The 19,847-nt window shown below is 68.1% G+C and carries 17 protein-coding genes; 6 read left to right on the top strand and 11 right to left on the bottom strand.

The features are described 5' to 3' along the window. Positions 1-18: 18 nt before the first annotated feature. The 3 genes from cbbX to AAG895_RS05565 all read right to left on the bottom strand — a co-directional run bounded on the left by cbbX (position 19) and on the right by AAG895_RS05565 (position 3,206). Positions 19-936, bottom strand: a complete 918-nt coding sequence (gene cbbX / locus AAG895_RS05555; protein WP_345794538.1) for a CbbX protein — start codon at positions 934-936, stop codon at positions 19-21. Positions 937-1,125: 189 nt separating this feature from the next. Beyond that, the gene (locus AAG895_RS05560) at positions 1,126-1,551 is read right to left on the bottom strand and encodes a ribulose bisphosphate carboxylase small subunit (protein WP_345794539.1); all 426 of its coding nucleotides are present in this window, start codon (positions 1,549-1,551) and stop codon (positions 1,126-1,128) included. A gap of 188 nt (positions 1,552-1,739) precedes the next feature. Further along, positions 1,740-3,206, bottom strand: coding sequence for a form I ribulose bisphosphate carboxylase large subunit (locus AAG895_RS05565; protein ID WP_345794540.1), 1,467 nt, complete (start codon positions 3,204-3,206; stop codon positions 1,740-1,742). A gap of 109 nt (positions 3,207-3,315) precedes the next feature. Here AAG895_RS05565 and AAG895_RS05570 point away from each other — a divergent pair, with 109 nt between their 5' ends. Continuing rightward, complete coding sequence (locus AAG895_RS05570) at positions 3,316-4,236, top strand: LysR family transcriptional regulator (RefSeq protein ID WP_345794541.1); 921 nt, start codon at positions 3,316-3,318, stop codon at positions 4,234-4,236. Positions 4,237-4,291: 55 nt separating this feature from the next. Here AAG895_RS05570 and fba read toward each other — a convergent pair whose 3' ends face one another. The 7 genes from fba to AAG895_RS05605 form a co-directional block, all read right to left on the bottom strand. Beyond that, positions 4,292-5,356, bottom strand: coding sequence for a class II fructose-bisphosphate aldolase (fba, locus tag AAG895_RS05575; RefSeq protein WP_345794542.1), 1,065 nt, complete (start codon positions 5,354-5,356; stop codon positions 4,292-4,294). A 79-nt stretch (positions 5,357-5,435) separates the two neighbouring features. After that, positions 5,436-6,890: a pyruvate kinase gene (pyk, locus tag AAG895_RS05580; RefSeq protein ID WP_345794543.1), complete on the bottom strand. Its 1,455-nt coding sequence runs from the start codon at positions 6,888-6,890 to the stop codon at positions 5,436-5,438. Between the two features lie 247 nt (positions 6,891-7,137). After that, complete coding sequence (locus AAG895_RS05585; protein WP_345794544.1) at positions 7,138-8,322, bottom strand: phosphoglycerate kinase; 1,185 nt, start codon at positions 8,320-8,322, stop codon at positions 7,138-7,140. 67 nt (positions 8,323-8,389) lie between these two features. Continuing rightward, complete coding sequence (gap, locus tag AAG895_RS05590) at positions 8,390-9,418, bottom strand: type I glyceraldehyde-3-phosphate dehydrogenase (RefSeq protein ID WP_345794545.1); 1,029 nt, start codon at positions 9,416-9,418, stop codon at positions 8,390-8,392. Positions 9,419-9,554: 136 nt separating this feature from the next. After that, positions 9,555-11,570 carry a transketolase gene (gene tkt, locus AAG895_RS05595; RefSeq protein WP_345794546.1) on the bottom strand — a complete coding sequence of 672 codons (2,016 nt, stop codon included), beginning with the start codon at positions 11,568-11,570 and terminating at the stop codon, positions 9,555-9,557. Between the two features lie 151 nt (positions 11,571-11,721). Continuing rightward, positions 11,722-12,597 (bottom strand): phosphoribulokinase, encoded by an 876-nt coding sequence (locus AAG895_RS05600; protein WP_345794547.1) that lies wholly within the window; start codon positions 12,595-12,597, stop codon positions 11,722-11,724. Between the two features lie 125 nt (positions 12,598-12,722). Continuing rightward, positions 12,723-13,532 (bottom strand): inositol monophosphatase, encoded by an 810-nt coding sequence (locus tag AAG895_RS05605; protein ID WP_345794548.1) that lies wholly within the window; start codon positions 13,530-13,532, stop codon positions 12,723-12,725. Between the two features lie 51 nt (positions 13,533-13,583). Here AAG895_RS05605 and AAG895_RS05610 point away from each other — a divergent pair, with 51 nt between their 5' ends. From AAG895_RS05610 to AAG895_RS05630, 5 genes are all read left to right on the top strand, one after another. After that, entirely contained in the window at positions 13,584-14,306 is a 723-nt protein-coding gene (locus AAG895_RS05610; RefSeq protein ID WP_345794549.1) for a 16S rRNA (uracil(1498)-N(3))-methyltransferase, read from the top strand. Between the two features lie 54 nt (positions 14,307-14,360). After that, positions 14,361-15,842, top strand: coding sequence for a polyphosphate:AMP phosphotransferase (pap, locus tag AAG895_RS05615; protein ID WP_345794550.1), 1,482 nt, complete (start codon positions 14,361-14,363; stop codon positions 15,840-15,842). 160 nt (positions 15,843-16,002) lie between these two features. Next, positions 16,003-17,340: an amino-acid N-acetyltransferase gene (argA, locus tag AAG895_RS05620; protein WP_345795235.1), complete on the top strand. Its 1,338-nt coding sequence runs from the start codon at positions 16,003-16,005 to the stop codon at positions 17,338-17,340. Then, positions 17,337-18,758: a diguanylate cyclase gene (locus AAG895_RS05625; RefSeq protein WP_345794551.1), complete on the top strand. Its 1,422-nt coding sequence runs from the start codon at positions 17,337-17,339 to the stop codon at positions 18,756-18,758. Before argA ends, AAG895_RS05625 begins: the two co-directional genes overlap by 4 nt. Before the next feature lie 3 nt (positions 18,759-18,761). Then, positions 18,762-19,034, top strand: a complete 273-nt coding sequence (locus tag AAG895_RS05630; RefSeq protein ID WP_320365972.1) for an oxidative damage protection protein — start codon at positions 18,762-18,764, stop codon at positions 19,032-19,034. Positions 19,035-19,134: 100 nt separating this feature from the next. On the opposite strand, the gene phoU is transcribed toward AAG895_RS05630, so the two are convergent. Then, a complete protein-coding gene (gene phoU / locus AAG895_RS05635; protein WP_345794552.1) occupies positions 19,135-19,830 on the bottom strand; it encodes a phosphate signaling complex protein PhoU in 696 nt (231 codons plus the stop codon). Between the last annotated feature and the right edge of the window lie 17 nt (positions 19,831-19,847).

The following is a 19,847-nucleotide window of genomic DNA, read 5'->3' on the forward strand; positions in this document are numbered from 1 at the left end:
CGGCGGCGCGGCGCGCGCTCAGCCGGCCTCGGCGGGCTGGAAATGGCGGCTGGCGCGCACGTCGGCCTCGGTGAGCGTGGTCAGCGCCTCGGCGTCGACCGTGGCACCCGATTCGAACACGCGCAGGGCCTGGCGCAGGCGCATGCGGTCGAGCGCGTTGCGGATGCTGCGCGCGTTGGCGAAGTGGGGCTGGCGCCGGCGCAGCACGATGTAGTCGGCGAAGGCGACGCGCGCGGCCTCGTCGAAGCGGTAGTTCCAGCCGGCGAGCATGCGCTGGGCGATTTCGCCAAGCTCGTCGTTGCTGTAGTCCGGGAAGTCCACATGGTGGGCGATGCGCGACTTCATGCCGGGGTTGGATTCGAAGAAGCGCTCCATGCGGTCGGCGTAGCCGGCGAGGATCACGACGAGGTCGTCGCGCTGGTTCTCCATCACCTGCAGCAGGATCTCGATCGCCTCCTGGCCATAGTCCTTTTCGTTCTCGGGGCGGTAGAGGTAGTAGGCCTCGTCGATGAAGAGCACGCCGCCCATCGCGCGCTTCAAGACCTCCTTGGTCTTGGGTGCGGTGTGGCCGATGTACTGGCCGACGAGGTCGTCGCGCGTTACCGCGACCACGTGGCCGCGGCGGCAGTAGCCCAGGCGGTGCAGGATCTCGGCCATGCGCATCGCCACCGTGGTCTTGCCGGTGCCGGGGTTGCCGGTGAAGCTCATGTGCAGCGAGGGGTGCTCGGTGGCCAGCCCCAGGCGCTGGCGCACGCGGTCGACGAGCAGCAGGGCGGCGATCTCGCGCACCCGGCGCTTGACGGGGGCGAGGCCGACGAGCTCGCGGTCGAGGGATTCGAGCACTTCGCCGATGCCGGCGTCGCGGAACTCGGCGCCGAGGTCGATGGCGCTGCCAGGCTCGATGGCGGGGGCGGGAGCCTGCTCGGGGGCGTTCATGGTCTCGTCTCCTGACTGGGTGTAGGGGCGTGCGAGCGGGTTTGTGGGCGCAGGCTCGTGGGAGCGGGCTTGCCCGCGAATGCAGCGGTTGAGCGCGCGATGTTCGCGGGCAAGCGCGCTCACACGAGCGAAACGGGAGCCTGATTCGCGGGCAAGCCCGCTCCCACGGACAAGGGCGCCGACCGGCGCTCAGCCCGCGTAGCGCGCGCCTTCCGGGTTGCGGCCGACGGCGTAGCTCTCCATCGTGTAGCGCAGGCTGCGGCCGCGGGTTTCCTGGCGGACGAGGCGGAAACCGGGTTCGGCGGTGGGGCGCTGGACGATGAAGGACATGCGCACCGTCTCCCAGCCCTTGGTGGAATCGAAGGCGTTGATGCGGATGTAGGTCTCGGGGTTGGCCTCGCGGCAGGCCTTGAGCTCGCCCATGACGCCGGCCGGGTCGCGCAGCTCGAACATCGGCAGGCCCCACATGTTCCAGTAGGTGTTGCGCGGGTGCGGGTCGTCGGTGAACTCGATGGCGACCGCCCAGCCCTGGTCGAGGCAGTAGTTGATCTGCGCGGCGATCTGGGTGTCGGTGAGGTCGGGCAGGAAGGAAAAGCAGCCTTGGGTGATGCGCATGATGGTGTCTCCTGATGTCGTTCTCTGGCGCCGGCCTGCAGCGCGCTGGATCCGTTTGCCGTGGGAGCGGTTTGCCGTGGGAGCGGGCTTGCCCGCGAACATGTGCGCTCGCGTGGTCGTCGTTTTCGCGGGCAAGCCCGCTCCCACGAGGCCAGCGCCGCGCCCACAAGGGCGGGGCTGTTTCCCGGTCAGGCTGGGGTCGCCGTGGGCACGAAGTCCGCGGTGTCGGTGCTGGTGTAGTTGAAGGTGATGTCGCCCCAGGTATCGAGCGCGGCGCGCAGCGGCTGGCACCACCTGGCGGCATCGGCGAGGATCTGCGGGCCTTCGTTGGCGATGTCGCGGCCTTCGTTGCGGGCGAGCACCATGGCCTCGAGGGCGACACGGTTGGCGGTGGCGCCGGCCTGGATGCCCATCGGGTGGCCGATGGTGCCGCCGCCGAACTGCAGCACCACTTCATCACCGAAGAGGTCGAGCAGCTGATGCATCTGGCCGGCGTGGATGCCGCCCGAGGCCACCGGCATCACGCGCTTGATGCTGGCCCAGTCCTGGTCGAAGAACAGGCCGCGCGGCAGGTCCTGCTTCGTCACCATGTCACGGCAGACGTTGTAGAAGCCCTGCACGGTCATCGGGTCGCCCTCGAGCTTGCCGACCGCGGTGCCGGCGTGCATGTGGTCGACGCCGGCCAGGCGCAGCCACTTGGCGATGACGCGGAAGCTCACGCCGTGGTTCTTCTGCCGGGTGTAGGTGCCGTGGCCGGCACGGTGCAGGTGCAGGATCATGTCGTTGTCGCGGCACCAGTTGCTCATCGACTGGATGGCGGTCCAGCCGACGATGAGGTCGATCATGACGATGCAGGAGCCGAGGTCGCGGGCGAATTCGGCGCGCTTGTACATCTCCTCCATGGTGCCGGCGGTGATGTTGAGGTAATGGCCCTTGGATTCGCCGGTCTGCGCTGCGGCCTGGTTCACGCCTTCCATGCAGTACAGGAAGCGGTCGCGCCAGTGCATGAAGGGCTGCGAGTTGATGTTCTCGTCGTCCTTGGTGAAGTCCAGCCCGCCGCGCAGGGCCTCATACACCACGCGGCCGTAGTTCTTCCCCGAGAGGCCGAGCTTGGGCTTCATGGTCGCGCCCAGCAGCGGGCGGCCGTATTTTTCCAGGCGCTCGCGCTCGACCACGATGCCGGTGGGCGGGCCGCGGAAGGTCTTCACGTAGGCCACCGGCAGGCGCATGTCCTCGAGCCGGCAGGCCTTGAGCGGCTTGAAGCTGAACACGTTGCCGATGATCGAGGCGGTGAGGTTGGCGATCGAGCCTTCCTCGAACAGGTCCAGGTCGTAGGCCACCCAGCAGAAATACTGCCCTTCCTGGCCGGGCACCGGGTCGATACGGTAGGCCTTGGCGCGGTACATGTCGCAGGCGGTCAGGCGGTCGGTCCACACCACGGTCCAGGTCGCGGTCGACGACTCGCCGGCCACCGCGGCGGCGGCTTCGATCGGGTCGACGCCTTCCTGCGGGGTGATGCGGAAGACGGCGAGCACGTCGGTGTCCTTGGGCTCGTAGTCGGCGTCCCAGTAGCCCATCTGGGCGTACTTCAGCACGCCGGCCTGGTAGCGCTTCTTGGGGTCGAGGATCTGCTGCGGGGTGTCTGCGGCGCCCATGTCGTGTCTCCTTCCTTTTGTGACCGTCAAGCGGTGGTGACTGGACAATAAGCGCCTCGTTAAATAAGCTCCAATGACGTTTTTTGTATTATTGAGATAAGGATATCTGATGAAGCTTGCCCAGCGTCTGACCCTCAAGCAGCTTCGCGCCCTGGTGGCGGTCGCGGACAGCGCGAGCTTCACGCAGGCCGCCCGCCTGTTGCATCTGACCCAGCCGGCGATCTCGATGCAGATCCGCGACGCGGAGGCGATCGTCGGCCAGGTGCTGGTGGATGGCCGGCGCGAGATCCGGCTGACGCCGGCGGGCGAGATCCTGGTGCGTGCGGCGCGGCAGGTGGTGCACAGCCTCGAGTTCGCCGAGGTCGAGCTCAAGGCGCGGATCGGCGTGGCGGCCGGCACGCTGGATGTGGTGGCGATCACCACCGCGGAATACTTCGTGCCTTATCTGCTCGCCGAGTTCGGGCGGCGCTTCCCGGACATCACGTTCCGGCTCACGGTGGCCAACCGCGAGCATGTGCGCGCGCTGATCCAGGAGCAGCGCTGCGACGTGGCGATCATGGGGCAGCCGCCGCGCGGGCTGGACCTGCGGCGCATCCCCTTCGCGCCGCACCGGCTGTCCTTCGTCGCCCGCCCCGACCACCGCCTGGCCGGACGCAGGCACATCCCGCCCGCGGCGCTCACCGACGAGCGCCTGCTGCTGCGCGAGCAGGGCTCGGGCACGCGCGACAACCTCGAGCGCTTCCTGCGCGCCCATGGTGTCAAGCCGCTGGCGGCGGACGAGCTCGGCAGCAACGAGACCTTGAAGCAGGCGGTGATGGCCGGCATGGGCATCGCCTTCCTGTCGCACCACACCTTCGCGATGGAGGTGGAAAGCGGGCGCCTGCTGCGGCTGGACGTGGCCGATACGCCGGTGATCCGGGAGTGGAACGTGGTGTCACGTACCGACCGACCGATGACGCCGGCGCTCGATGCGCTGCTCGAGTTCCTGCAGACCGAAGGGGCGGCAAGGATGCGGGCGATGGAGCGCTGAGCACTGAACGAAAAACGCGCCCGGAGGCGCGTCTTTCAGGGGGCGGGGCAGGGGCTCAGCGCACGACCTGCGTCAGCTCGCCGGCCTTGTAGCGCGCGGCCATCTTCTCCAGCGACACCGGCTTGATCCTGCTCGCCATGCCGGCGCAGCCGAAGGCTTCGAAGCGGGCCTTGCACACCAGCTTGGCGGCCTCGCGCGCGGGCTTGTTGAACTCGCGCGGGTCGAACTTGGAGGGGTTCTCGACCAGGAACTTGCGCACCGCGCCGGTCATCGCCAGGCGGATGTCGGTGTCGATGTTGATCTTGCGCACCCCGTACTTGATGCCCTGCACGATCTCCTCGACCGGCACGCCGTAGGTTTCCTTCATGTCGCCGCCGTACTGGCGGATGATCTCGAGCAGTTCCTGCGGTACCGACGACGAGCCGTGCATCACCAGGTGGGTGTTGGGGATGCGGGCGTGGATCTGCTTGATGCGCTCGATGGCGAGGATGTCGCCGGTGGGCTTGCGGCTGAACTTGTAGGCGCCGTGGCTCGTGCCGATGGCGATCGCGAGCGCGTCGCAGTCGGTCTGCTTGACGAAGTCGGCGGCCTGGTCGGGATCGGTCAGCATCTGGCTGTGGTCGAGCGTGCCTTCGGCACCGACGCCGTCTTCCTCGCCGGCCTGGCCGGTCTCGAGCGAGCCGAGGCAGCCGAGCTCGCCCTCGACGCTGACGCCGATGGCGTGCGAGAACTTCACCACCTCGCGCGTGACGGCGACGTTGTACTCATAGGACGACGGCGACTTGCCGTCTTCCAGCAGCGAACCGTCCATCATCACGCTGGAGAAGCCGGAGCGGATCGCGCCCATGCAGATCGCGGGGCTCTGGCCGTGGTCCTGGTGCATGACGATCGGGATATTGGGATAGGCCTCGACCGCGGCGTCGATCAGGTGGCGGAGGAAGGCCTCGCCCGCGTATTTGCGCGCGCCGGCCGAGGCCTGCATGATCACCGGGCTGTCGCACTCGGCCGCCGCTTCCATGATGGCCTGGACCTGTTCGAGGTTGTTCACGTTGAAGGCGGGCAGGCCATAGCTGTGCTCGGCGGCGTGGTCGAGCAGCTGGCGCATGGAAACGAGGGGCATGAGTCTCTCCGGTAGGGGGCCGCGCGGCGGCGGTGCGATCGAAAGCAGATATTTTAGCCTGTGTCGTGGCGAAAGCGATTCAGACCGGGTCGTCGAGCGTGCCCGGCATGTGATGCTCGCCGACGCGTACGATCTTGAGCGTGTTGGTGCCCCCCGAGGCGCCGATCGGTTCGCCGATGGTGAGCACGATGAGGTCGCCGTACTCGACCACGCCCTGCTCGAGCAGCACCTGCTCGGCCTCCCACAGCAGCACGTCGCGGTCCTGATGGGTCTGGCTCATCAGCAGCGGATAGACCTCGCGGTAGAGCGTCATCTGATTACGCGCGGAGGGTTCGGGTGTGAGCGCGTAGATCGGCACGCCGGCGTTCATGCGGCTCATCCATAGTGCAGTCGAGCCGGTCTGGGTGAGCGAGGCGATCGCCTTGACCTTCAGGTGGTAGGCGGTCCAGATCGCCGCCATCGCGATCGACTGGTCGATGCGGGTGAACACGCGGTTGAGCACCTCGCGGTCCAGACTCACCTCGGCGGACTTCTCGGCTTCCAGGCACACCCGGCTCATCGCTTCGATCACCTCGACCGGAAACTTGCCCGCGGCCGTCTCCGCCGACAGCATCACCGCGTCGGTGCCGTCGAGCACCGCGTTGGCCACGTCCGAGACCTCGGCGCGGGTCGGGACCGGGCTGGTGATCATCGACTCCATCATCTGCGTGGCGGTGATGGTGAGCTTGTTGCGGTCGCGCGCGGCGCGGATCATCTTCTTCTGCAGGGCCGGCACCGCCGCGTCGCCGACCTCCACCGCGAGGTCGCCACGCGCGACCATGATGCCGTCCGAGGCGTCGAGGATCTCCACGAGGTTGGCGACCGCTTCGGTGCGCTCGATCTTCGCGATGAGCAGCGCCGTGCTGCCGGCCGCGCGCAGCAGCTGGCGCGCCATGTACATGTCGGCCGCGCTCTTGGGGAAGGATACGGCGACGAAATCCACCCCGATCTGCGCCGCGGTGCGGATGTCGTCCATGTCCTTGGCGGTGAGCGCCGGCGCCGTGAGCCCGCCGCCCTGGCGGTTGATGCCCTTGTTGTTCGACAGCTCGCCGCCGACCTTCACCGTGGTGTGGATCTCGTGGCCGAGCACGCGCTGCACGGTGAGCTTGAGGCGGCCGTCGTCGAGCAGCAGCACGTCGCCCGGCTTCACGTCCTTGGGCAGGTCCTTGTAGTCCAGCCCGACACGCTCGCTGTTGCCCAGGTCGCAGCGTGCATCGAGGATGAAGGCCTGATCCCGGGTGAGGGTGATACGACCTTCTGCGAATCGGCCGACACGGATCTTCGGGCCCTGCAGGTCGGCGAGAATGCCCACCGGACGACCGGCAAGCGCCGAGGCTTCGCGAATCCCGTCTGCACGGGCGATGTGGTCCTCGGCCTTGCCGTGGGAGAAGTTCATTCGCACCACATCGACGCCGGCCTGGACCATGCGTTGCAGGACCTGCGTGTCGGACGAGGCTGGGCCGAGGGTGGCTACGATCTTGGTGTGGCGGGACATCCGGGCGCTCCGGTAGGGGTATTCGCCGCATTCTAGCAGCGCCCCCTGGAGGCGCTGGCGCCCCCGGTCGTCAGCGCGGAGGCGACCCCGTGGGAGAGGGACAGCTGGAGCGGCGGCTGCGGGATTGCATCTGTGGGAGCGGAGCTGTGGAGCGGAGCTGTGGGAGCGGGCTTGCCCGCGAATGGCAACTGTCCAGCCGCACTATTCGCGGGCAAGCCCGCTCCCACAGAAAATTGCTCCCGAGCGCTCAGCTCTCGAAACGTGCTTCCAGCGCCGCGATTGCCGGCAGGGTCTTGCCTTCGAGGAACTCGAGGAAGGCGCCACCGCCGGTGGAGATGTAGCCCACGTCTTCGGCGATGTGGAACTTGGCGATCGCCGCCAGGGTGTCGCCGCCGCCCGCGATCGAGAACGCCTCGGAGTGGGCGATGGCCGAGGCCATCATCTTGGTGCCGCCGGCGAACTGGGGATACTCGAACACGCCGACCGGGCCGTTCCAGACGATGGTGCCGGCGTGGGCGATGATGTCGGCGAGCTTGGCGGAGCTCTTCGGGCCGAAGTCGAGGATGCGGTCGTGCGGCCCGACCTCGTCCACCGGGATGCGGTTGGCGCGGGCGAGCGCCGAGACCTCGTCGGCCACCACCACGTCGACCGGCAGCGGCACTTCGGCGCCACGCGCCTTCATGATGTCCATGACCTGCTGGGCTTCGCGCACCATCTCGGGCTCGGCCAGCGATTCGCCGATGCGCTTGCCGGCGGCGAGGAGGAAGGTGTTGGCGATGCCGCCGCCGACGATGAGCTGGTCGACCTTCTCGGCCAGGGTCTTGAGGATGGTCAGCTTGGTCGACACCTTGGCGCCGCCGACGATGGCCACCAGCGGGCGGGCCGGGTTCTCCGTGGCCTGGGAGAGCGCGTCGATCTCGGCGCCCATCAGCATGCCGGCGCAGGCCACCGGGGCGAAGCGGGCGATGCCGTGGGTGGTGGCCTCGGCGCGGTGGGCGGTGCCGAAGGCGTCATTGACGTAGATGTCGCACAGCGCGGCCATCTTCTTCGCCAGCTCCTCGTTGTCCTTCTTCTCGCCCTTGTTGCAGCGGCAGTTCTCGAGCAGGACGACCTCGCCCGGCTTCACCTCGAAGCCGCCATCGACCCAGTTCTGGATCAGGCGCACCGGCTTGTCGAGCAGCAGGCCCAGGCGCACGGCCACCGGCATCAGCGAGTCCTCGGCGTGCAGTTCGCCCTCGGTCGGACGGCCGAGGTGGGAGGTGACCATTACCGCCGCGCCGTTGTCGAGGCAGTAGCGGATGGAGGGAATCGAGGCGCGGATGCGGGTGTCTTCGGTGATGTTGCCGGCCTCGTCCTGCGGCACGTTGAGGTCGGCACGGATGAACACCTTCTTGCCGCGCACGTCGAGTTCGGCGAGTTTCTTGACTTGCATGATCGTATTGGGCTCGTGAAAACGCCCTGCGGGACAGGGCGTCGATGGGTTTGCGATCGGGGCCGGCTTACTTGGCGTTGTAGAAGGCGCGGGCGGCGTCGAGCATGCGGCAGGAGTAGCCCCACTCGTTGTCGTACCAGGCCAGCACCTTGACCAGCACCGAGCCGTCCTCGCCCTTGATGACGCGGGTCTGGGTGGCGTCGAAGGTGGAGGAGACGGTGGTGTGGTTGAAGTCGGACGACACCAGCGGCTCGGTGTTGACCGCGAGGATGCCCTTCAGCGGACCGTTGGCCGCGGCGGTCATCAGCGCGTTGATCTCTTCCTTGGTGGTGGCGCGCTCGGCGGTGAAGGTGAGGTCGACCAGCGAGACGTTGATCGTGGGCACGCGCAGCGCGAAGCCATCGACCTTGCCCACGAGTTGCGGCAGCACCAGGCCGACGGCCTTGGCGGCGCCGGTCTTGGTCGGGATGATGTTGGCGGCGGCGGCACGCGCGCGGCGCAGGTCCTTGTGGCGCACGTCCACGGTGACCTGGTCGTTGGTGTAGGCGTGGATCGTGGTCATCAGGCCCTGCTTGATGCCGACGCTGTCGGCCAGGATCTTGGCGACCGGGGCCAGGCAGTTGGTGGTGCAGGAGGCGTTGGAGACGACGGTCATGTCGCCGCGCAGCACTTCCTCGTTCACGCCCATGACGATGGTGGTGTCGACGTCGTCACCGCCCGGGGCGGAGATCAGCACGCGCTTGGCGCCCATGTCGAGCAGGGCCTGGGCCTTGGCCTTGGTGGTGTAGGCGCCGGTGCACTCGAGCAGCACGTCCACGCCGTGGCTGCCCCAGTTCACGCCCTTGGGGTCCTTGGTGGAGTAGAAGGGGATCTTCTTGCCGTCGATGATGATGATGCTTTCGCCTTCGGTCTCGACCGAGGTGGCGAAGCGGCCATGGGTGGTGTCGTACTTGAGCAGGTGGGCGTTCGTGGCCAGATCGCCGGAGGCGTTGATGGCGACCACTTCGAACTCGTTCTGCAGGCCCTGCTCGTAGATGGCGCGCAGCGTGCAGCGACCGATACGACCGAAACCGTTGATGGCGACCTTGATGCTCATCGATGCTTCTCCCTGAAAAAACGGTGATAAACCGGGTGTTTGTCCTTGCCGATGCCCTGCCGGCCCGCGTCGGGCGGCGTCCCCATGTGCAACGGGAGCGGTCCGTCTCCGGAGCCGCTCCCGTGCCAGGTCCTCGTCAGAGCACCGCTTGCACTGCCTGCACCACCGCATCCGCGGTGATGCCGAAATACTTGAAGAGCTCGCCCGCCGGGGCCGATTCGCCGAAGCGGTCGATGCCGATCACGCGGCCCTCGAGGCCGACGTACTTGTACCAGCCGTCGGTGCAGCCGGCCTCGACCGCGACCCGCGGCAGGCCGGCGGGCAGCACGCTCGCCTTGTACGCGGCGTCCTGGCGGTCGAAGACGTTGGTCGAGGGCATGGACACCACGCGCACGGCGACGCCTTGCTCGGCCAGGGTCTTCTGCGCGGCGATGGCGAGCGCGACCTCGGAGCCGGTGGCGATGACGACCGCCTGCGGCTTGCCACCTGCGGCCTCGGACAGCACGTAGCCGCCCCGGTCGATCGCGGAGACCTGCTCTGCGCTGCGGGTCTGGAAGGGCAGGTTCTGGCGCGAGAAGCACATCGCGGTCGGGCCAGACTTGCGCGCGATCGCGCTCGCCCAGGCGACGGCGGATTCGGTGGTGTCGCAGGGGCGCCACACGTCCATGTTGGGGATCAGGCGCAGCGTGGCGGTCTGCTCCACCGGCTGGTGGGTGGGGCCGTCCTCGCCGAGGCCGATCGAATCATGGGTGAACACGAAGATCTGGCGGATCTTCATCAGCGCAGCCATGCGCAGGGCGTTGCGCGCGTACTCGCTGAACATCAGGAAGGTGGCGGTGTAGGGGATCAGGCCGCCGTGCAGCGCGACGCCGTTGGCGATCGCCGCCATGCCGAACTCGCGCACGCCGTAATACACGTAGTTGCCACCGCTGGTCTTGCTGACCCCCTTGGCGCCCGACCACAGCGTGAGGTTGGAGCCGGCGAGGTCGGCCGAGCCGCCGAGGAGTTCGGGCAGCTTGGGCGCGTAGGCCTCGATGGCGTTCTGGCTGGCCTTGCGGGTGGCGATGGTCTCGGCCTTGTCGGTCACCTTGGCCAGCACCGCGGCGACGTGGGCGTCCCAGTCGGCGGGCAGCTCGCCGGCCATGCGGCGCTCGAACTCGGCGGCGAGCTCGGGGTGGGCGGCACGGTAGGCGGCGAAGGCAGCGTTCCATTGCGCCTCGAGCGAGGCACCCTTGGTGCGGGCGTCCCAGGCGGCGTACACGTCGGCCGGGATGTGGAAGGGCGGGTGGTTCCAGCCGATGTGGGCGCGCGCAGCCTCGATCTCGGCCGCGCCGAGCGGGGCGCCGTGCACGTCGTGGCTGTCCTGCTTGTTCGGTGCGCCCGCGCCGATGATGGTCTTGCAGCAGATCAGCGTGGGCTGGGTGGTGTTGGCCTTGGCCTGCTGGATCGCTGCTTCGATCGCCACCGGGTCGTGGCCCTGGACGTCGCGGATGACCTGCCATCCATACGCCTCGAACCTTTTCGGCGTGTCGTCGGTGAACCAGCCGTCGACATGGCCGTCGATCGAGATGTTGTTGTCGTCGTAGAAGGCCACGAGCTTGCCCAGGCCCCAGGTGCCGGCGAGCGAGCAGGCCTCGTGCGAGATGCCTTCCATCAGGCAACCGTCGCCCAGGAAGACGTAGGTGTGGTGGTTGACGATGTCGTGGCCGGGGCGGTTGAACTCGGCGGCGAGGATCTTCTCGGCGAGTGCCATGCCCACCGCGTTGGTGATGCCCTGGCCGAGCGGGCCGGTGGTGGTCTCGATGCCGGGGGCGTAGCCGTATTCGGGGTGGCCCGGGGTCTTGCTGTGCAGCTGGCGGAAGCGCTTCAACTCGTCGATCGGCAGGTCGTAGCCGGTGAGGTGGAGCAGCGCGTAGATCAGCATCGAGCCGTGGCCGTTCGACAGCACGAAGCGGTCGCGGTCGGCCCACTTTGGATTGGCCGGGTTGTGCTTGAGGTGGTGGCGCCACAGCACTTCGGCGATCTCGGCCATGCCCATCGGCGCGCCGGGGTGGCCGGAATTGGCCTGTTGCACGGCGTCCATCGCCAGGGCACGGATCGCGCCGGTGATGGGGTTGAAGACCGGGGGCTTGACGTTGCGGGTCGACTGCATGCTGTTCTCGGGCCGAAGGCCACCATCAGAAAAGCCGCAATTATCCCTTAAAAGACCCTGCGGATGCCAATGTTGCGGTGCAATTACAGCGTGCGCCCGATCGGGTCGATGCGCAGCGCGCGTACACGGGTCGCCCGCCCTTGCGTCGCGCCTAGACCCACTGCCGGCGGCGTTCCATCAGCTTCCAGATCAGCGGCGTGAGGATCAGCTGCATCGCGAGGTCGAGCTTGCCGCCCGGGATCACGATGGTGTTGGCGCGGCTCATGAAGGCGTCGTGGATCATGCGCAGCAGGTAGGGGAAATCGACGCCGCGCGGGTCGCGGAAGCGGATCACCACCATGGACTCGTCCTGCGTCGGCACGTCGCGGGCGATGAATGGATTCGACGTGTCGACCACCGGCACGCGCTGGAAGTTGATGTGGGTACAGGCGAACTGCGGGACGATGTAATGCACGTAGTCATGCATGCGGCGCAGGATGGTGTCCTGCACGGCCTCGGCGGTGTAGCCCCGCAGCTTGGTGTCGCGGTGCAGCTTCTGGATCCACTCGAGGTTGATCGTCGGCACCACGCCGATGAGCAGGTCTACATGACGGGCGACGTTGACGTCCTCGGTCACCAGCGCCCCGTGCAGGCCCTCGTAGAACAGGCAGTCGGTGCCGACCGGCAGGTCCTCCCATTCGGTGAAGGTGCCGAGCGGCAGATTCCAGCGCATGGCCTCGGCTTCGTTGTGGATGTAGTAGCGGCGACGGCCGGTGGCCGCCTCGCCATAGGCGCGGAACAGGGTCTCGAGTTCGGGCAGCAGGTTGGCTTCGGGGCCGAAGTGGCTGATGCCGCGCCTGCCCTTGCTCTCGGCCTCCTCGATGAGCGCCTTCATCTCGGCGCGCGTGTAGCGGTGGAAGCTGTCGCCCTCGACGATCGCCGCGTTGACGTTCTCGCGGTGGAAGATCGCCTCGAAGGTGTGTTTCACGGTCGTGGTGCCCGCCCCGGACGAGCCGGTGACCGCGATGATCGGGTGCTTCATGGACATGGTGCGCTCCGCCGCTGGCGTGATGCTGGTCAGGCGATATTGTGCGTCGCCGCAATGCGGCCGAAAAGAGGGCTGGCGGCGCCCGGGCGCCGCGCAATGCCCGGGTGCCCGCATTCGCCTCCTGCTCAGGAGTGGCCCTTGATCCAGGCCGACCACTCGGTAAACAGCGTCGGGCTGGCGGCGGCGATCACCCCGCGCTTGATCGCAGGGCCGGACAGCAGCTTGCCGCCATCGAGCGCCTCGGCCTGGCCGCCCGCCTCGGAGAGGATCAGATGGCCGGCCGCGTAGTCCCACAGCATCTGTCCGCCATGGACATAGACGTCCAGGCGGCCGGCAGCGACGAAGCACCACTCGAGGGCGCTGGAGCCGAAGTTGCGCTGCGAGTAGTAGGGCGGGCGCACGGCGAGCTCGTCGCCGAGGTGATGGCTGATGCGCTTGAAGTCCACCCCCGCGACCGCGTCGCGCAGGCTGGAGGCGCCGGCGCGCAGCGGCAGCTCGTTGCCGTTGAGGAAGGCGCCGGCGCCGCGTGCGGCGTAGAAGGATTCGTCCGTGATCGGGTTGTAGACCACGCCGATCACCGGCTCGTGATCGATCATGTAGGCAATCGAGACCGCGAACAGCGGGATGCCGTTGGCGAAGTTGGTCGTGCCGTCGATCGGGTCTATGCACCACAGGCCGCGCGCGCCCTCGTTCCAGCAGTCTCCCTGCTCTGCCGCAGTCATCTCCTCGCCGAGCACGGCGCCGGGGAGGAACTTCGGCAGCGCCTCGCAGAAGCGGCGCTGGGATTCGAGATCGGCTTCGGTGAACAGCGAGCCGTCGGCCTTGCGGTTGCGGGCGGATTTCAGGTAGCGCGGCAGGATTTCCTCGCGGGCGATGTCGCGGACCAGGGATTCGAGCGCACGGGCGCGCGCGAGACGCAGCGCGGCAGTAGGCATGGGGGGCTCCTCGTCGGTCGGATGGGCGATGCCCGGGCCTATAATCTTACGATGATTTCACGCTTCCACTTTCCTGGCCGGCTTTCCGCAGCGGGCGAGATCGCGCTTCCCGAGGCGCTCGCCCACCACGCCGTGCGCGTGCTGCGCCTGCGCGACGGTGCGCCGGTCGTGCTGTTCGACGGCGAGGGCAACGAGGCCGACGCGACCCTGAGCGTGCGCGGCAAGGCGGTGCATGCGCGGCTCGAGTCGCCGCGCGGCGTCGATCGGGAGTCGCCGCTGACCGTCGTGCTGGTGCAGGCGCTGGCCTCCGGGGACAAGATGGACTGGGTGGTGCAGAAGGCGGTCGAGCTCGGCGTGACGGCGATCCAGCCGGTGCAGGCCGAGCGCTCGGTGCTCAAGCTCGCGGGCGAGCGTGCCGAGCGCCGCCACGCCCACTGGCAGCAGGTCGCGGTGTCGGCCTGCGAGCAGTGCGGTCGCAATCGCATCCCCGAGGTGCGACCGCTGCAGCCGCTGGCGCACTGGCTGGCGGGGCATCGCGGCGCGCTCAACTACGTGCTCGCCCCCGGCGGGGCGGCCGGCTTCGCGCATGAACCAGCGCCCGCGGGGGGCGTGCACCTGCTCGTCGGGCCCGAAGGTGGCTGGAGCGATCTCGAGCTTGCCGCCTTCGATGCCGCCGGCTGCCGCCGCGTGCGTCTAGGCCCCCGCATCCTGCGCACCGAGACTGCCGGTCTGGCCGCGCTGGCGGCGCTGCAGGCGCGCTGGGGCGATTTCTGAGGCGCGCCCGCGCCTCCTGCGCCATCACCTGCCGACCCACTGGAGACGCTGTCCATGTTCGAATCCGCCGAACTCGGCCACCGCACCGACGCGAAGACCTTCGCCGCCGCCGTGCCCGGCTTGCGCGCCGAATTGCTCGACGCCCAGTTCGACCTCCTCGAACTGCGCCAGTTTGCCGTCGTCGTGCTCATCAACGGGGTGGACAAGGCCGGCAAGGGCGAGACGATCAACCTGCTCAACGAGTGGATGGATCCGCGCCACATCCAGACCTGGGCCTTCGATGCGCCCACTCCGGAGGAGGCCGAGCGTCCCTTCATGTGGCGCTTCTGGCGCGCGTTGCCGCCGCGCGGCAAGATCGGCGTGCTGTTCAACAACTGGTACACGCAGCCGATCCGTGAGCGTGTTGCGCGCGACAGCAAGAGATCCGGGCTCGACCAGCGTCTCGACGAAATCCGGCGCTTCGAGGCCATGCTCACGCGCGAGGGCGTGCTGCTGGTGAAGTTCTGGTTCCACCTCTCCAAGGACGCGCAGAGGAAGCGCCTCAAGGAGCTCGAGAAGGAGCCGCGCACGCGCTGGCGCGTGACCGAGCGCGACTGGTACTACTACGACCAGTACGACCGTTACCGCGAGGTCGCCGGCCATGTGCTGCGCACCACCAGCACCGGCGATGCGCCGTGGTTGATCGTGGATGGCTCCGACCCCCTCTATCGCGCCCTGTTCGTCGGCCGTACCCTGCTGGCTGCCATGCGCCGCCGCCTCGACGCCGCCAGCCAGCACTGGGCGCCGCGCCTGTCGGCTGCACCGCTGCCGCCCTGCATCGACCAGCTCAACGTGCTCGACCGCCTGGTTCGACAGGACATGAAGCGCAAGGAATACGAGGCGCAGCTGGAACTGCTCCAGGGGCGCCTCGCGCTGCTCTCGCGCTCGCCTGCGTTTCGGCGTCGCAATCTCGTGCTCGTGTTCGAGGGCATGGATGCGGCGGGCAAGGGCGGTGCCATCAGGCGCATCGCTGCGGCGCTCGATGCGCGCCATTACCGCATCGTGCCGATCGGCGCCCCCACCGAGGAGGAGCGCGCCCAGCCCTACCTGTGGCGGTTCTGGCGCCATCTGCCGCCGCGCGGAAAGGTGGTGATGTTCGACCGCTCGTGGTATGGCCGCGTGCTCGTCGAGCGCGTGGAGGGCTTCTGCTCCGAGGCCGACTGGATGCGCGCCTACGCCGAGATCAACGACTTCGAGGAGCAGCTCATCGAGGCGGGCGCGGTGGTGGTGAAGTTCTGGCTCGCGATCAGCAAGGACGAGCAACTCGCCCGCTTCCAGGCGCGCGAGGCCGAGCCGCACAAGCGCTTCAAGATCAGCGCCGAGGACTGGCGCAATCGCGAGAAGTGGGACGACTACCGGCGCGCCGTGTGCGACATGGTCGACCGCACCAGCACCGAGCGCGCGCCATGGACCCTGGTCGAGGCCGACGACAAGCACTTCGCGCGCATCAAGATCCTGCGTACGCTCTGCGAGCGGATCGAGGCTGCGCTCGGCTAGCGCCTGCCAGGCAGGATGGCAGCGTGCATTCGGGCTAGAATCGCGCCATCCAGGACAGAACGCCCGGCGGGGCATGGCTTTCGGGCCGTGCGCCGCCGGTCCCAGTAGCGGTGAATCAGTGAACGCCGAATCAAGCCCCAGCCAGAAGCCCCCCGCCGCGATGCCGGCCGCAGTTCCTGTGGTCGATGATGCGACTGCACAGTTCGTTGCCTGGGTGCGCGGCGCCGCGCCCTACATCCATGCCTTTCGCGGGCGCACCTTCGTTGTCGGGTTCGGGGGGGAGGTGGCGGCGGGCGAGCGCGCGCAGAGCCTCGCCTACGACTGCAACCTGCTGGCGGCGCTCGGCATCCGCCTGGTACTGGTGCACGGCGCCCGCCCGCAGATCGATGCGGAGCTCGCCCGCCGAGGGCTCGAGCCGCGCTTCCATCACGGCCTGCGGGTGACCGACGGGGATGCGCTCGAGTGCGTCAAGTCGGCCATGGCAGTGACCCGCTTCGAGGTCGAGGCGTTGCTCTCGCAGGGCCTGCCCAACACGCCGATGGCGGGCAGCTACATCCGCGTGACCGGCGGCAACTTCATCACCGCGCGCCCGGTGGGCGTGGTGGACGGCGTCGATTACCAATACACCGGCGCGGTGCGCAAGATCATCGCCGAGGAGATCAATGCCGACCTCGACCAGCAGAACGTCGTGCTGATCACCCCGCTCGGCGTATCTCCCGCGGGCGAAATCTTCAACCTCGCCATGGAGGAAGTGGCCGAGGCGGTGGCGGTGGCGCTGAAGGCCGAGAAGCTGATCTACCTCTGCGATGCCCCCGGCCTGTTCGGCGCCGACGGCCAGCTCGTCGAGTCGGTGACCGCCGACGAGGCGCAGCGCAAGCTCGACACGGGCGAAGGGCTCACCGAGGACCTCGACCTCTTTCTGCCATGCGCGATCCGCGCCGTGCGCAAGGGGGTCGCGCGCTGTCACCTGATCGACCGCGACCTCGACGGCGGCTTGTTGCTCGAGTTCTTCACCCATGCGGGCGTGGGCACCGTGGTGTCGCGCGACCCGCTGTTCCGCCTGCGCGAGGCCACGGTCGACGACGTCGGCGCGCTGGTGGCGCTGATCTCGCCGATGGAGGCCGACGGTACGCTGGTGCGGCGTGGGCGAGAGTTGCTCGAGCAGGAGATCGAGCGCTTCACCGTGGTCGAGCACGACGGCGTGCTGGTTGGCTGCGCGGCGCTGTATCCGTTCAGCGAGGAAAACGCCGCCGAACTCGCGTGCCTCGCGGTGATGCCCGACTACCGTCGCGCCGGCCTCGGCGACCAGCTCCTCAGGCGCATCGAGCGGCGCGCGCGCGTGCAGCGGCTCGAGCGCCTCTTCGTGCTCACCACCCGCACCGCGCACTGGTTCCGCGAACGCGGCTTCAGCGAGATCGGCCCCGAGGCGCTGCCCAGACAGAAGCGCGATCTGTACAACTTCCAGCGCCGCTCCAAGGTGTTCGTGAAGACCTTATGAAGTGGGGTCGCAAGCCTGTCGCCAACCCGGAGGCGGACCTGCTGGGCGAGATCGCCGAGGGCGTGCATGGCATAGAGGCGGTGTTCGATGCCGCTGGCCGGCTGCGCTGGATCAGCCCCTCGATCGAGCGCCTGACCGGCTTCGCTCCTGGCGAATGCGCGGCTGCGCCGGATCTGCTCGAACTCCTCGTGCATGAATCCGACCGTGAGTTCTGCCGGCGCATGATGACGCAGGTCCTCAGCGGCGGCCTGCCGCAGGATTTCGAGCTGCGGCTCGCGCGCCGGGGCGGGGGCTCGGTGTGGGTGGCCACGCACTGGCGGCGGCGAGCGGACGGCGCTGGACTGCGGCTGTCCGCCGAGGACATCCAGGCGCGCAAGGAGACCGAATACACCCTCCTCGAGACGGTCGCAGAACTGCGGCGGGCGCAGGCGCTGCGCGAACACTACCTGCTGCGCAGCAACGACGAGCGTCAGCGGCTGGCGGCGCTGCTCAACCTCATTCGCCTCGGCATCCTGTTCATCGACCACGATCGGCGAGTGCTGTATCACAATCGCGCGATGCTCGAGATCTGGGGCTATCCGCCCGAGACCCAGCTCGTCGGCTGCCGCGAGGCCGTGCTCCGCGATCAGGCGGCCGCGGTGCTCGCCGACCCTCCGGCCTATTTCGAGCACATCGAACGCACCGTGCGCGACAGTCGCGGCGAGAGCGAGGAGCACGAGGTGCTCTTCGCCGACGGTCGCATCGTGACCGACCGTTCCGCCGTGGTACCGGGCGGTGACGACATGCGCCGGATCGGGCGGCTTTGGATCTACGAGGACGTCACCGCCGCGCGCCGGATCTCCGACCGCCTGCTCGAACTGGCCGAGCGCGACGAACTGACCGGGCTCTACAACCGGCGCCGCTTTCAGGAAGAGCTCGAGCGGATGCTGGCCGATGCGGCCCGGCGCGACGCCGAAGTCGGCCTGCTCGCCTTCGATCTCGACGGCTTCAAGCCGGTCAACGACACCTATGGTCACCAGGCCGGCGACGAGGTGCTGGTGGGCATTGCGCAGGCGGTTGGGCGCATCGTGCGGCGCAACGAGATGTTCTTCCGCGTCGGCGGCGACGAGTTCGCCCTGCTCGTGCCTGCGAGCACGAGTCCGGGGCTGCTCGAACTCGCCCACCGCCTGGTCGAGGCGGTGGGCGAACTGCGCTTCAGCTTCGCGGGCAACACGGTCGGCGTCACCGCGAGCGTGGGCATCGCGCGCTTCCCTGAAAACGCTCTGGGCGCCGAGTCGCTGGTCGCCGCCGCCGACGAGGCGCTCTACCTGTCCAAGAGCGAGGGGCGCAATCGCGCAACCGTCTCGGCGAGGCACTGCGGTGAATCGGCTAGAATGCCGGCTTCGAGCTCCGATGAACGTGACAGCAGAGAGGATTGAAACATGGCTCGCATGGTGAATTGCGTGAAACTGGGCCGCGAGGCCGAAGGTCTGGACCTCCCGCCCGTGCCGGGGGCGCTCGGTAAGCGCATTTTCGAGAACGTCTCCAAGGAGGCCTGGCAGCAGTGGGTGAAGTACCAGACCATGCTGATCAACGAGAACCGCCTCAACCTGATGGACGCCCGTGCGCGCAAGTATCTCGCCGAGCAGATGGAGAAACACTTCTTCGAGGGCGGCGCCGACCAGGTCGCCGGCTACGTACCGCCGCAGCAGTGAGGCACGGCGGCGGGCGGGTGCCGCCGCGTGAAGGCCAAAAGACAAGGGGATGCATTGCATCCCCTTGTCTTTTGGCCTTCACTCTTCCGTGCCGAAGCGGTCAGCGCTTTTCCGCGAGCGCGGCCTGCGACTTCTCGAAACGCACGTCCTCGCCGCGGGCCACGTACACCACCTGCTCGGCAATGTTCATCGCGTGGTCTCCGATGCGCTCGATCGACTTGGCGATGAAGAGCATCTCAAGGCTGTTCGAGATCGTGCGCGGGTCTTCCATCATGTAGGTGATGAGCTGGCGCATGATGCCCTTGAAGCCGCTGTCGACCTCGGCGTCCTTGCGTCGCATCTCCTCGATGTTGTCGGCGTTGACGCGCGCGAAGGCGTCCAGCGCGGCACGCAGCATCTCGATCGCGGTCTCGGTTGCCTGCGAGAGACCGACGCGCGGCATGAACTTGACCTCCGCCTGGTGCAGGCGGCGGGCGGCCTTGGCGATCTTCTTCGCTTCATCCCCGATGCGTTCGAGGTCCGAAGCGGCCTTGATGGTGGCCAGCACCAGCCGCAGGTCGCCAGCGGCCGGCTGGCGACGGGCGATGATGTGGCTGCAGGCGTCGTCGAGCTCGACCTGCGCCACGTTGACCTGTTTGTCGCCCTGGACGACCTGATCGAGCAGCGCGATCTCCCCGCTGCGCAGCCCTTCGAGCGCCTGGGTCACCTGGGCTTCGACCAGGCCGCCCATCTGCAGCAGGTTGCGGCGGATTTCTTCCAGTTCGACGTCGAACTTCTTGAGCGTGTGTTCGGTCATTTTTGCGAGGGTCGGTT

It is taken from the genome of Thauera sp. JM12B12 (assembly GCF_039614725.1).
Taxonomy (GTDB): domain Bacteria; phylum Pseudomonadota; class Gammaproteobacteria; order Burkholderiales; family Rhodocyclaceae; genus Thauera.

What these genes read in the sequence shown, in the direction of transcription:
- AAG895_RS05625 (WP_345794551.1), top strand. Translation starts at nt 17,337, where the DNA reads ATGAAGTGGGGTCGCAAGCCTGTCGCCAACCCGGAGGCGGACCTGCTG.
- AAG895_RS05565 (WP_345794540.1), bottom strand. Translation starts at nt 3,206, where the DNA reads ATGGGCGCCGCAGACACCCCGCAGCAGATCCTCGACCCCAAGAAGCGC.
- AAG895_RS05600 (WP_345794547.1), bottom strand. Translation starts at nt 12,597, where the DNA reads ATGTCCATGAAGCACCCGATCATCGCGGTCACCGGCTCGTCCGGGGCG.
- pap (WP_345794550.1), top strand. Translation starts at nt 14,361, where the DNA reads ATGTTCGAATCCGCCGAACTCGGCCACCGCACCGACGCGAAGACCTTC.
- AAG895_RS05560 (WP_345794539.1), bottom strand. Translation starts at nt 1,551, where the DNA reads ATGCGCATCACCCAAGGCTGCTTTTCCTTCCTGCCCGACCTCACCGAC.
- gap (WP_345794545.1), bottom strand. Translation starts at nt 9,418, where the DNA reads ATGAGCATCAAGGTCGCCATCAACGGTTTCGGTCGTATCGGTCGCTGC.
- pyk (WP_345794543.1), bottom strand. Translation starts at nt 6,890, where the DNA reads ATGTCCCGCCACACCAAGATCGTAGCCACCCTCGGCCCAGCCTCGTCC.
- AAG895_RS05630 (WP_320365972.1), top strand. Translation starts at nt 18,762, where the DNA reads ATGGCTCGCATGGTGAATTGCGTGAAACTGGGCCGCGAGGCCGAAGGT.
- AAG895_RS05570 (WP_345794541.1), top strand. Translation starts at nt 3,316, where the DNA reads ATGAAGCTTGCCCAGCGTCTGACCCTCAAGCAGCTTCGCGCCCTGGTG.
- phoU (WP_345794552.1), bottom strand. Translation starts at nt 19,830, where the DNA reads ATGACCGAACACACGCTCAAGAAGTTCGACGTCGAACTGGAAGAAATC.
- fba (WP_345794542.1), bottom strand. Translation starts at nt 5,356, where the DNA reads ATGCCCCTCGTTTCCATGCGCCAGCTGCTCGACCACGCCGCCGAGCAC.
- tkt (WP_345794546.1), bottom strand. Translation starts at nt 11,570, where the DNA reads ATGCAGTCGACCCGCAACGTCAAGCCCCCGGTCTTCAACCCCATCACC.
- AAG895_RS05605 (WP_345794548.1), bottom strand. Translation starts at nt 13,532, where the DNA reads ATGCCTACTGCCGCGCTGCGTCTCGCGCGCGCCCGTGCGCTCGAATCC.
- AAG895_RS05585 (WP_345794544.1), bottom strand. Translation starts at nt 8,322, where the DNA reads ATGCAAGTCAAGAAACTCGCCGAACTCGACGTGCGCGGCAAGAAGGTG.
- argA (WP_345795235.1), top strand. Translation starts at nt 16,003, where the DNA reads ATGCCGGCCGCAGTTCCTGTGGTCGATGATGCGACTGCACAGTTCGTT.
- AAG895_RS05610 (WP_345794549.1), top strand. Translation starts at nt 13,584, where the DNA reads ATGATTTCACGCTTCCACTTTCCTGGCCGGCTTTCCGCAGCGGGCGAG.
- cbbX (WP_345794538.1), bottom strand. Translation starts at nt 936, where the DNA reads ATGAACGCCCCCGAGCAGGCTCCCGCCCCCGCCATCGAGCCTGGCAGC.